Source organism: Pandoraea commovens, assembly GCF_024704525.1.
In the GTDB taxonomy this organism is placed as follows: domain Bacteria; phylum Pseudomonadota; class Gammaproteobacteria; order Burkholderiales; family Burkholderiaceae; genus Pandoraea; species Pandoraea commovens.
On sequence record NZ_CP102780.1, the window covers coordinates 1,195,238 to 1,206,742 of the forward strand.

The 11,505-nt window shown below is 64.7% G+C and carries 11 protein-coding genes; 10 read left to right on the forward strand and 1 reads right to left on the reverse strand.

Going from position 1 to position 11,505, the window contains the following annotated elements:
• Positions 1 to 15 precede the first annotated feature (15 nt).
• Entirely contained in the window at positions 16 to 387 is a 372-nt protein-coding gene (locus NTU39_RS06025) for a hypothetical protein (protein ID WP_257959490.1), read from the reverse strand.
• Positions 388 to 737: 350 nt separating this feature from the next.
• Here NTU39_RS06025 and NTU39_RS06030 point away from each other — a divergent pair, with 350 nt between their 5' ends.
• The 10 genes from NTU39_RS06030 to NTU39_RS06075 all read left to right on the forward strand — a co-directional run bounded on the left by NTU39_RS06030 (position 738) and on the right by NTU39_RS06075 (position 11,436).
• Positions 738 to 2,423, forward strand: a complete 1,686-nt coding sequence (locus tag NTU39_RS06030; RefSeq protein WP_246184773.1) for a ShlB/FhaC/HecB family hemolysin secretion/activation protein — start codon at positions 738 to 740, stop codon at positions 2,421 to 2,423.
• 88 nt (positions 2,424 to 2,511) lie between these two features.
• Positions 2,512 to 4,284: a DUF2341 domain-containing protein gene (locus NTU39_RS06035; protein WP_150666692.1), complete on the forward strand. Its 1,773-nt coding sequence runs from the start codon at positions 2,512 to 2,514 to the stop codon at positions 4,282 to 4,284.
• A gap of 12 nt (positions 4,285 to 4,296) precedes the next feature.
• Positions 4,297 to 4,707, forward strand: coding sequence for an ExbD/TolR family protein (locus tag NTU39_RS06040; protein WP_039396424.1), 411 nt, complete (start codon positions 4,297 to 4,299; stop codon positions 4,705 to 4,707).
• A 10-nt stretch (positions 4,708 to 4,717) separates the two neighbouring features.
• Positions 4,718 to 5,458, forward strand: a complete 741-nt coding sequence (locus NTU39_RS06045; RefSeq protein WP_257959491.1) for an energy transducer TonB family protein — start codon at positions 4,718 to 4,720, stop codon at positions 5,456 to 5,458.
• A gap of 80 nt (positions 5,459 to 5,538) precedes the next feature.
• A complete protein-coding gene (locus NTU39_RS06050; protein ID WP_257959492.1) occupies positions 5,539 to 7,347 on the forward strand; it encodes a putative porin in 1,809 nt (602 codons plus the stop codon).
• Between the two features lie 9 nt (positions 7,348 to 7,356).
• The gene (locus NTU39_RS06055; protein ID WP_257959493.1) at positions 7,357 to 8,157 is read left to right on the forward strand and encodes a hypothetical protein; all 801 of its coding nucleotides are present in this window, start codon (positions 7,357 to 7,359) and stop codon (positions 8,155 to 8,157) included.
• A 102-nt stretch (positions 8,158 to 8,259) separates the two neighbouring features.
• Positions 8,260 to 8,859 (forward strand): YbjN domain-containing protein, encoded by a 600-nt coding sequence (locus tag NTU39_RS06060; protein ID WP_150666690.1) that lies wholly within the window; start codon positions 8,260 to 8,262, stop codon positions 8,857 to 8,859.
• Positions 8,860 to 9,092: 233 nt separating this feature from the next.
• A complete protein-coding gene (locus tag NTU39_RS06065; RefSeq protein ID WP_257959494.1) occupies positions 9,093 to 9,794 on the forward strand; it encodes an STN domain-containing protein in 702 nt (233 codons plus the stop codon).
• A complete protein-coding gene (locus tag NTU39_RS06070; RefSeq protein ID WP_150666688.1) occupies positions 9,795 to 10,310 on the forward strand; it encodes an RNA polymerase sigma factor in 516 nt (171 codons plus the stop codon).
• 76 nt (positions 10,311 to 10,386) lie between these two features.
• The gene (locus NTU39_RS06075) at positions 10,387 to 11,436 is read left to right on the forward strand and encodes a FecR family protein (protein ID WP_257959495.1); all 1,050 of its coding nucleotides are present in this window, start codon (positions 10,387 to 10,389) and stop codon (positions 11,434 to 11,436) included.
• The last annotated feature ends 69 nt before the right edge of the window (positions 11,437 to 11,505 follow it).

Genomic DNA, 11,505 nt, shown 5'->3' on the forward strand with positions numbered 1-11,505 from the left:
TGGCGCATTTTTTGTTTAGCGACCGGGCGTCACGATGGGCGCAGACGGCGGCGGCGCCGCCGGGCGTTGCGGCGTGGCCGAGTTGCCGAAGCTGTTTCCCATGCGCTGAGACGTCGCGCTCCAGTTGAACTGTCCGCCGATCTGATTGCTCGGCTTGTTGGCGATAGCTTCCGACTCCAGTCCCGGCGCGTGGCCCGATCCCGGTGCCGAAGCTGGTTGCAACTGATTCGTCAGACAGTCGTAGGACGGCGAGCGCTGACCGTTCACCTCGACATCCACGCAGCCCGCCCGCGATGCCGGTGCCGTGCCGCCCACGCGCGGGGCGTCATCGGCCGCTGCGGCGAGCTGTGACACCGCGCTCAGCAGCACCGTTGTTGCGACTGTCACGGTGAGTTTGCCCGTTCGATTTCTCATCCGACCCCCAACGTCTGTGCCGCTGCGCTGCCTCGTCATCGCACGTCTCCCCGTCAAAAATAGTAGTCATCCGTCAGGACTCCGACTGAACAAGCATACGTTAGCCAGCGCGTTTTTCGAGAAAGATGAATTTCTCGTGACAAACGTTAGTTGCCCGTCGGCTCACCCGTCTAGGTATCCGTATTCGAGAGAAATGTCGACACGGATTGCGTGCGGCCGGGCGAAACCTGAGGCGTCAGGAAAGCGTCTTGGGTAAGCGCCAGGCCACCGGGGGCACTGCATCGGGCAGGGCCGCGTCGACCTAACAAGTCAGAGTCTTCTATATGCGTTTGATGAAAACGAACCGGCCGTGGCTGCGCTGGGCGGCAGTGTGCGCAGTCACGTTGGGGGGAACTGTTCATGGCGTCGCGATTGCTCAGCAAACCGAAGCAGCACAACCGGACCCATCGCCTGCGGTAGTGCCGCAGGCAGGCGCACCTGCGGCCGACGGCGCGAAAGAGAAATCCGCCGACGCGCAAAAGCGAGTGAACATCAACGAGTACATCGTGCGCGGTAACACCGTGCTCGACATCCGCACTATCGAGAAGGCTGTCACGCCCTATCTGGGGCCTGACCGCACGCTCGCCGATATCGAAGCCGCACGCGACGCGTTACTCGCTGCCTATCAGGCCAAGGGCTATCAGTCGGTGTACGTCGACCTGCCCGAACAGCAGGTCACGGGCGGCATCGTTTATCTGAAGGTGAGCGAGACCAAGCTGGGACGCCTGCGTGTGGTCGGCTCGGAATATCACTCGCCGCGCGAAGTACGCGAGCGCGTGCCGTCGCTGGCCGAGGGCAAGGTGCCTGACTTCAACGCCGCGCAGGCGGAACTCACGGCGCTGAACCGTACCGGCGAGCAGCAGGTCGTGCCGCTGGTCAAGCAGGGGGCAGTGCCCGGCACGATGGACGTCGACCTTAAGGTCGAAGACACCAACCCGTGGCGCGCCAGCTTCAGCCTGAACAACGACCGCAGCGCTGACACGAAGCCGCTGCGCATGCTCGCCTCGCTCGGTTACGACAACCTGTGGCAACTGGGCCATCGCGTCTCGATGAGTTTCTTCGGCGCGCCGCAGGACTTCAAGCAGAGCAAGGTGTGGTCGGGCTCGTACGTCGCGCCGCTGGGCTCGTCGCCCTGGTCGCTCGAACTCAATGGCTATCAGTCGGACAGCAACGTCGCCACGACCGGTGGCACCACCGTGCTCGGAAAGGGCCATGCAATCGGCCTGAAGACCACGTACACGGTGCCGGACACGGGCAGTTGGTATCACGCCTTTAGCCTCGGCGTCGACTTCAAGGACAACACGGAAACCACGCGCTTCGGTACGGCTGGCGACGTGGTGCCGCTCAAGTATGCCCCGATCACCCTCAGCTACAGCGGCTTTTATCAGAACGAGAGCTTTCAAGCCGGTCTGAACACGTCGATCACGACGGGTATGTCGAGTTTCCTCGGTTACGGCAGCAGCCCGGCGCAGTTCGACGCGAAGCGCTATAAGGCGTCGCCGAGCTTCACGGTGCTGCGCGCCGATGCGAACGGCACATACACGATTGGCGGCGGATGGCAGTTGGCCGCGCGCGTGGCCACGCAGATGACCGACTCGCCGCTGGTCTCGAACGAACAGATCGCCGGTGGCGGTATGAACTCGGTGCGCGGTTATCTCTCGGCGGAAGCCACGGGCGATTACGGCGTGGTCGGCTCCATCGAATGGCGTACGCCGCCGATCCCGTTGCTCGCCCCGGTCGTCTCGAACTGGCGCGCATATGCGTTCTTCGACGGTGCACGTCTGGGCTTGCGCGATGCGCTGCCGGAGCAGACCTCGACGTATTCGCTTGCGTCGCTTGGTGTGGGCACTTCGCTGCGCCTCACGTCGCACGTGACGGGCCGCTTCGATGCCGCGTGGCCGCTGACGAACGGCCCGCGTACCGAACGCTATCAACCGCGCTTCAACTTCAGCGTGACGGCGACTTACTGATCGACGTACTCAACCAAACAACATTTACGACCTGATGCCTGGTGCGCTCACTCGATGCGTCAGGCGGTATACACGGAGAACTACAGCCATGCGACGCATTCTTCCATTCTTGCTTGCGCTGATCGGCACGCTGATGCCGGTGCTCGCGCACGCCTGGTGGCAACCGGATTGGGCGTACCGCAAGCCGATCACCATCGACGCCGGTCCGCAGGGCGGCAACATCACGGGCGACGCGGGCCGTGTGCCGATGCTGCTGCGCCTGCACACCGGCAACTTCAGCTTCGAAGGCGTCAACGAGACCGGCGCGGACCTGCGCTTCGTCGCCGGTGACGACAAGACCGTGCTGAATCACCAGATCGAGCAATTCGATCCGGTGCTGGGCATCGCGCTCGTGTGGGTGGACGTGCCCGCCGTGACCGCTGCCAACAAGCAGCAGATCTGGATGTACTACGGCAACCGCAAGGCGCCCGCAGCCGGTAACGGTCAGCGCGTGTTCGATCCGGATTACACGGCGGTCTATCACTTCGGCGAGCCGAATGTGCCCGCTCGCGACACGACCGCTTACGGCAACAACAGTCAGAACCCGGTCGTCACGCTCGATGGCGCGATCATCGGCCGTGGTATTCAAGCTGGCGCTTCGCCGCTCGTGCTGCCTGCCTCGCCGTCGCTGACTATTGCTGCTGGTAGCAACTTCACGTTCTCGGCATGGGTGCGTCCGGAAAAGCTCGGCGCGAACGAAGGGATTTACACGCGTCGCGATGGCGGTAGCGATCTGCTCGTGGGTGTCGATCAGGGCGTGCCGTTCGTGCAGGTCGGCGCTCAGCGCAGCCAGCCAGGCCAGCCGATTCAGGCCGGTCAGTGGTCGCACCTCGCGGTGACGAGCGACGGCAAGACGGTCACGCTGTACGTCGCAGGTCATGCGGCCGGTTCGGTCGCCGCAGCACTCCCGGCACTGAATTCGCCGACGATCATCGGTGGCGACGCCGATGGTGCAGCCGCTGGCCTGGCCCGCTTCTCGGGCGCGGTGGACGAAGTGCGCCTGTCGAAGGTCGCGCGTCCTGCCGCACTCATCCAGACGGACGCCGTCTCGCAAGGTGCCGAATCGCGTCTGATCGCCTTCGGTCCGGACGAACAGCAAGCGGGCAAGAGCCATTTCGCGTTCATCCTCGCGGCCATGCCGGTCGACGCCTGGGTGGTCGTGGTCGTACTCGGCCTGATGGCGCTGGTGTCGTGGGTCATCATGATCACGAAGAGCCGCAGCTACAGCGCCAAGACGCGCGCTAACACCGTGTTCATGGAGCACTTTCGCCAGGCGTCGGGCGCGCCGCTCGATCAGATCGCGCGTACCAACCGCGTGCCTGACGACGTGCGCGAACAATCGCCGCTGTGGCGCCTGTACGAAGTCGCGCTCGACGAACTGCACCGCCGCCACGAACTCGGCTACGACACGAGCGCTGTCTCCGACGCGACCATCAGCGCCATTCGCGCGTCGATGGACGGCGTGATGGTGCGTGAAGTCGAAACGATGAGCAAGCGCATGAACTGGCTCTCGACGTCGATCGAAGGCGCACCGTACGTGGGTCTGTTCGGCACCGTGATCGGGATCATGCTGGTGTTCGTCGTGGCAGCGATGGCGGGCGCAGTCGACATCAACTCGGTGGCACCGGGTATGGCCGCAGCACTGCTGTGTACGGCCGCCGGTCTCGGCGTCGCTATCCCCGCACTGTTTGGCTACAACTGGCTGGTCTCGCGCTCGGACGCTCTGGCGGCCGACATGGCGGTGTTCGTCGACGAGTTCACGACGCGCCTCGCGGAAGAGCAGGGCGAAGGCCGCCGTCAGCCCGTGCTGCAGCGCGCGTGACGGGGACGAATCATGGCTAACGCAACGCGATTCGCTGCGAAGAAGCGCGCGGGTGGCATCAACATCACGCCGTTCGTCGACGTGCTGCTGGTGGTGCTGGTGATCTTCATTCTCACGAGTAACGCCAGCATTCCCGGCATCAAGGTCGATCTGCCGAAGGCGAGTTCTTCGGTGGCGCTGGAGAAGCCGAAGACCAAGGCCATCACGGTCGACAACTCGGGGCAGGTGTTTCTCGACGCCTATCCCGTGACGCTCAACGAGCTTGAGGATCGCTTGCGCACGGAAAAGGCAGTCACGCCCGACTTCCCGGTGATCGTGCGCGGCGACGCGCAGGTGCAGTACGCCAAGGTCGTGGAAGTGCTCGACCTGTTGCGTCGCATCGATCTCAATCAGGTCGGCCTCGTGACCGGCAAGCCGCAGTAAGGAGCGCAGCGTGAAACCTCGCGATTTCGCGTCTCGCTCCCCGCGCGCCCCGCGCTCCCCGGTTACGTCGACGACTTCCAGCCCGGCGCTCGCACTCCTGCGTCGTCGTGGCGGGCTGATCGTCGGTGCCGTCGTGGTCATCGGTCTGGCGGCGCTCTTCTGGCACCTGCTCACCGACAAGGCCAGCATGCGCCGCGAGGTCAACAGCCCGCCGATGCTCATGCTGCCTCCGCCGCCGCCCCCGCCGCCGCCTCAGGAGAAGCCGCCTGAGCCGACGCCGGAGAAGGTCAAACCGGAGGTCGTCGAGCCCAAGCCCGCCGATCCGGTCGAGCCACCCAAGGACGACACGCCGCCCAGCCCGACCAAAGATCTTGGCGACGCCGTGACGATCAATGGCGACGCGCAGGCCGGTACCGATGCCTTCGGCATTGGCGCAGGCAGTGGCGGCGGCATGACCGGCGGTGGCGGTGGTCTGGGCAGCCGCTCTTACAGCGCCTGGCTCGCCAGTTCGTTGCAACAGGCGTTCGGTCGAGATCAGCGCACCCGCACGCTCGCGTTCGACGACGTTCGCATTGATCTCTGGCTCGACGCCGACGGCCGTGCGACGCGTGTGCAACTGGTGCGTGGCACGGGCAGTTCGACCATCGACGAAGCGGTGCTCGCCATGCTGCGCGACTTCCGTGCGGAAGAGAAGCCGCCCGCGTCGCTGCGCTATCCGCTGGCCATGAGCATTCGGGGACGCCGCCCATGACCGACATCACCTGTCACACCGTGCAAGCGGCCGACCGGGCTGAAGCAGACCATCCTTTTTACGCAAACGTCACACACAAAATGAAAGCACTGGAACGTATGACTGACGGGGGCGCGCGCCGAGGGGCACCCCGTCGCGCCGCCGGTACGGCGGGCGCTGTCGCACTGGCGCTCGCATTGCTGGGCACCGCCGGACTCGCGCAGGCGCAAGCCCAGGCCGCACCGCAAGAGACCGCGATGGTCAAGCTCATTCGCGGCCTGATCAAGAGCGGCGCCATTGACCGCGCCACCGGCGAAGCGCTGCTCGCACAGGCTGAGACCGAAGCGTATGCGGCGTCGCAAGCGGCGCAGAAGCAAGCGGCTGCCGCCCCGGCAGGCGCTGCCGTGGCAGGGGCTGCGGGTGCAGGCTGGGCCGGTGCCGAGCCGGGCGACGTGCGCATCCCGTACATCTCCCAGACCACGCGCGACCAGATTCGCGACGAGGTGAAGAACGAAGTCATGGCGCAAGCCAAGACCGAAGGCTGGGCCGCCCCGAACGAAACGCCGGAGTGGACCAAGCGCATTCACATCGAAGGCGACTTCCGTCTGCGTAACGAATCGCGCTTCTACTCCAGCAGCAACACGAACACGCAGATCGACTGGGCTCAGATCAACAAGGGCAACGGCTTCGACGTCAACTCGAACACCAACCTCGCGCTCCCGCCGCTGCTCAACACCACGCAGAACCGGACCAACCAGTTCCGTGCGCGCGCACGCTTCGGCATCTTCGCCGACGTGTCGGAGCAGGTGAAGGCCGGTGTGCGTCTGGCAAGCAGCAACGACGACAGTCCGGTCTCGACCAACAGCACGTTGGGCGGCGGTCTGAACAAGAAGAGCGTCTGGCTCGACCAGATGTGGATGTCGTATCAGCCGTTCACGTGGATGAAGGTGACCGGCGGTCGCTTTGCGCCGCCGTACGTCACGAGCGACATGCTGTTCTCGAGCGACCTGAACATCGACGGTATCGCCGCACAGTTCAACAAGGCGCTGCCGACGAACCCGAACGTCGAACTGTTCGGTTCGCTGGGCTTCATCCCGCTGGAATACTCGGGCGACAACTCGCCGTCGAACAGCCAGAGCAAGATGTCGAGCCAGACGAAGTGGATGCTCGGCACGCAGTTCGGCGCGAACTGGAAGCTCGACTCGAAGAACAGCTTCCGCGGCACGGTCGGCTACTTCGACTTCCGCAACATTACGGGGCAGCTGTCGTCGCCGTGTGCGCTGTACGCGGGGCAGACGAGCTGCGATTCGGACTGGTCGCGTCCGGCGTTCATGCAGAAGGGCAACACGCTCATGCTGCTGCGTAACATCGCGCTCAACCCGCTCGATCCGGCCAACACGGCGCAGCCGCAATACGTCGGTTACGCCTCGAAGTTCCAGTTGCTCGATCTGTCGGCGCGCTGGGATACGGTGCTCGCAGGCCGCTACCCGCTGCGCTTCGACGTGAACTACATCCGCAACCTGGCCTACAACGAGGGCGAGATGTGGGCGCGCTCGAACGGCGGCATCGTGAACAACTTCGCGGCGGGCACGGCCACGCGCGCAAACTTCAAGAGCGGCCCGAACGCTTACATGTTCCAGGCCACCTTCGGCAAGCCGGTCATGGCTGCGCGCGGCGACTGGAACGTGCTGTTCGGCTACAAGCGTATCGAGCCGGATGCCGTGCCCGATGCCTACAACGATTCGACGTTCCACGGCGGCGGTACGAACGCGAAGGGTTACTACCTGGGCGGCTCGTACGCATTCGACAAGAACGCCTGGATTACGGGCCGCTGGTTGTCGACGAAGGAAGTCTACGGTCAGCCGTTGTCGATCGACACGCTGCAAATCGAAGTCAACGCCCGATTCTAAGGAGGTGTCATGAGCCAACAGCCCTCGCGCACGGTGTCGCGTCTGACCTCGGGCGCCAAGGTCACCGCAGCGGCCATGCTGCTCGCCGTGAGCTCGGTCGCGCTGGCGCAGACGCCGCAGGGCGCGCCGACGATGGAAGAGCGTTTGCGCACGCAACTACGCACGACGACGGATCAGCTTCAGCAGGCGAAGAACGAACTCGCGGCGCTCAAGGCCGGTGGTGCAACCGCCGGTACTGCGGGCAAGGCCAGCAAGGACTCGCCCGAAGCACTGCGCAAGCAACTGGACGACGCGCAGCAGCAGTTGGCGGCGGAGCGTCAGTCGCGTGAGCGTCTGGCGCAGGACGCCCGCGCCTCGCAATCGGAAGTGAAGACGATTGCCGACAAGGCGAACACGCAGATCTCGCAGTATCGCAACGCTTACGACGAACTGCTCAAGCTCGCGCGTCAGGCCGATGCGCAGCGCAAGCAGCTTGCCGAGGAGACGGCCGCACAACGGGCCGCGCTCAAGCTTGCGCAGGAGAAGAACGATCGTCTGTACGCCGTCGGTCAGGAAATCCTGACGGCCTACGAGACGATGGATGTGGCGACGATCGTGGCGGCACGCCAGCCGTTCGCCGCACAGGCGCGCGTGAAGTACGAGCAGATCGCCCAGCAGTACGGCGACAAGCTCTACGAGGGCAAGTTCGACGAGCAGCAAGCGATGGCTGCCGCGTCGGCCAAACCGGCCCCGCAAGCGGAACAGGCAGTACAGCCCGCCCCGTCGGCTCAGACTGACGCGGCAGCATCGGCTGCTCAGGCCTCGAAGTAAGACGGCGTGACGGGGCGAGCGCAGCGGACCCCGTCACGCTTTTGCAACGCGTAATCAGAACGCAGTATCAGATATCAAAAACGGACGTTGAGGACCACTGGCATGAACGAAGAGAACACGATGCAACAAGACAACCACGACGCAGCACAAGCAGCCGCGCCGGTGACGTCAAACGAGTCATCCCCCCTGGACGTCATCACCTTCATGACGTCCGCACAGGTGGCCGATGCGATTCGTGCCGCCGGTTGCGCCGTCTCGGTTCAGCAAGACGATCTGGTGACGCGTCTGCACAGCGCCAGCCACGGCATTGGCTATCAGGTGCACTGGGGCAATCAGGCGGGCGTCGATCAGTATCTGGATCTCACGCTGAGCTGCCCGCTGCGCATTCAGGGCGGTGATCTGCCTGAAGGACTTATCAACGAATGGCATCGTTCGCGCCGCTTCGCGCGCGTGGCCGCGCACGGCGAATTCCTCGTGCTGGAGATGGACGTGTTCGTCGCGGGCGGCGTCACGTCGGAGTTCCTGCGCTTCTCGATGCGTCTGTGGGTCGAAATGATGGGACAGTTTTTCCTGCATCTGCGTAACTTCACGCAGCAGGCGACCGGTCAGGCCGCCGCACCGCGTGACGACCTGGCGACGCCGGGCGACGCCCTCGCCGGTGTCGATGCCGCAGAGTCGCAGGCACCGATGACGCTCAACTGAAGCGTCGCCGCGCGGCGCATCAAGCGCGTTTTCCTCTCGAGCCTGGGGACCTCCCCGCGCGGCAGTATCACGTCCAGCAGACGACTGGTTGGCCCGTAGCGCGCTTACTACCCCGTGGGCGCGTTACGGGTTTTTTTCTTTGAGAAGGCAATCCTGCGCATTGTCAAAGCATCGTCACAATCGGACACGAGAATTGTCAGGAATTCTTACAAATCATTAGTGGATCAACGGGGATGCGGAAATCGCCCGCCGGGGTGAGTTGGCTGGCTGGCGTATTAGCGCTTGGGTGGCTCGCGTGTCTGCTGTTCGGTCCGGCCGCCATTGCCCGGACGACTGCCTCTGAGGCGCAGTCGTTCGATATCCCGGAGCTCCCCTTGAAGGACGCGCTCGCCCGCTTCGACGCGCTCACGCGCATGTCTGTCTTTTACCCGTCTTCGCTGGTGGAGGGCCGTCGTTCGCATGCTGTGTCCGGTATCCACGCCCCGCATGAGGCGCTTGACGAGCTGCTCTCCGGCACCGGTGTGACGGCGGAGCTGACGGCAGAGAACGCGTTCGTGCTGGCACCGGTGAATTCACCGGTCTTGCAAGATGCGCAGCGTGGCGAGGCGGGCGTTGCTGCGAGCTACCACGGGACGTTGCAGAACGTTGTGCTGCGCGCCCTGTGTGCGCCACCGTCTCTCTCGCCCGGCGATTATCGTCTGGCAATGACGGTGCAGGTCGGTGCGAGTGCGCGGGTCAGCCGGGTGCGTCTGCTCGATACCACCGGGGATGCACGCCGGGACACGGCCATTGTGCAACGGTTGCAGGGGCTCGACGTCGGCCGCGTGCCTGCGGATACGACGCGCCCCTTCGTCATGTTGCTGTTGCCTGCGGGGTGTCGCACCGGTCATGTCGCGTGTGTGCAGTCGCCGTGTCAGGCGATGACGGAGCACTAGATGGTCGACACACCGCGCGCCTTCCTGCGTGACCTGCTCGCGCAGCGTTACGAAGATCTCAAACGCAAACTGACCTGGCGGCTGGGTTCCGCCGAGCTGGCGAGCGACGCCCTGCACGACACGTGGGTGCATCTCGACGACCGTGCCGACCGGCAGAGCGACGTGAAGAGTCCGGGCGCGTATCTCATGCGCATCGCCATGAACATGGCGTTCGACCGCGTGCAGCGCGAACGTCGTTACATGAGCGACGATGAAATCGACGCGCTCATGACCGAATTCGTCGATCCGACGCCGGGGCCCGCACAGACCATCGAAGCGCGCGACGATATCGCCACGCTCGAACGTCTGCTGGCCGATCTGCCGCCGCGCCGTCGCGCGATCTTTATCGCGGTGCGCGTCCATGAAATGTCGAACGAAGACGTGGCACGCCGCTTCGGCGTGTCGCCGCGTCTCGTCGGTCTTGAACTCAAGCGTGCGCACGAATACTGCATGGCGCATATGCCGAGGTCCGAATGAACCGGGGATTGCCGATGGCGCGGGGCAAAACCGTCTCAGCAAAGGAGACCTTCCGTCTCATGCGAGAGGTGACGCCATGATGTCCCGACCCGATACCCCGTTGCCGCACAAGCGGCGTCTCGATGCCGCCGAGCGGCAGGCGATGAGCTGGGTGCGACGTATGGCGTCCGGCGAAATGACGCACGCCGATGGCGACGCGCTGCGCGAATGGGCGCGGCGCGATCCGAAGCACGCGCAGGCACTGGCAAGCGCACAGCGTCAGTGGAAGCAACTGACGCAGGCGGCGCAGCAATCGGCGGCGGCTGAGTCGGCGGTTGCTGCGTGCCCGGCTCCGTCGCGCAAAGCCAAATCGAAGGCGAAGGCTGAGCGGAAGACCGAACGGGGTTTCGATCCGCGCCGCCGCTGGATCCTTGCGGGCACGGCAGGCGCATTCGCTACGGCCGCCGGTGTGGCCGTCATCGGTGGGCCGCTCGGGTTGCTGCCCAGTGCGGCATCCATTCACGCCGACTACAGCACCGGGACCGGCGAACAGCGCACGGTCGCGCTGGCAGGCGACGTCTCCGTCGAAATGAACACGCGTACGAGCGTGGCGCTTCGTACTGGGGGCGCTGCGGCCGGTACGCCGGGCATCGACCTGCTGAGCGGCGAAGCGGCCGTAGACACAACGCTGGCGTCGCGCCCGTTCGAAATCGTGGCGGGCGCAGGGCGCACGATTGCGCACCACGCACGTGTCGAAGTGCGCAACGTGGCCAACAAGGTCTGCGTGACCTGCATCGAAGGCGCGGCGGATGTGGTGCATACCGCCGGGCGTGTCACGCTGCGCGCCCGTCAACAACTCGTGTACGACGCGCACAGTCTGCAATCGCTGGTCAATGTCGACGCCGACGCCATGCCCGAATGGCGCGACGGCTATCTGCGATTTGCCGAGGTGCCGTTGGGCGATGTGATCGAAGAGATCAACCGTTACCGTCCGGGGAAAGTCGTACTCCTGAACGACAAGATCGCCGCGCGTCCGGTGACCGGACGCTTTGCGATCCGCTCGCTCGACGTGGCGCTCGGTCAGATCGAGCATTCACTCAGTCTGTCGGCGCGCACGCTGCCCGGTGGCATCGTGTTGCTCGGTTGATTGGCGCGGATCCCCTAAGTCAATGTAGTCTCCGAACGCCGCGAGTTGGCCGTTCGTCGTGACGGTTCG

Bases quoted from the DNA above. Each gene is read 5' to 3' on its own strand.
- NTU39_RS06055 (WP_257959493.1), top strand. From the start codon at position 7,357: ATGAGCCAACAGCCCTCGCGCACGGTGTCGCGTCTGACCTCGGGCGCC.
- NTU39_RS06075 (WP_257959495.1), top strand. From the start codon at position 10,387: ATGATGTCCCGACCCGATACCCCGTTGCCGCACAAGCGGCGTCTCGAT.
- NTU39_RS06035 (WP_150666692.1), top strand. From the start codon at position 2,512: ATGCGACGCATTCTTCCATTCTTGCTTGCGCTGATCGGCACGCTGATG.
- NTU39_RS06030 (WP_246184773.1), top strand. From the start codon at position 738: ATGCGTTTGATGAAAACGAACCGGCCGTGGCTGCGCTGGGCGGCAGTG.
- NTU39_RS06040 (WP_039396424.1), top strand. From the start codon at position 4,297: ATGGCTAACGCAACGCGATTCGCTGCGAAGAAGCGCGCGGGTGGCATC.
- NTU39_RS06070 (WP_150666688.1), top strand. From the start codon at position 9,795: ATGGTCGACACACCGCGCGCCTTCCTGCGTGACCTGCTCGCGCAGCGT.
- NTU39_RS06050 (WP_257959492.1), top strand. From the start codon at position 5,539: ATGAAAGCACTGGAACGTATGACTGACGGGGGCGCGCGCCGAGGGGCA.
- NTU39_RS06065 (WP_257959494.1), top strand. From the start codon at position 9,093: ATGCGGAAATCGCCCGCCGGGGTGAGTTGGCTGGCTGGCGTATTAGCG.
- NTU39_RS06060 (WP_150666690.1), top strand. From the start codon at position 8,260: ATGAACGAAGAGAACACGATGCAACAAGACAACCACGACGCAGCACAA.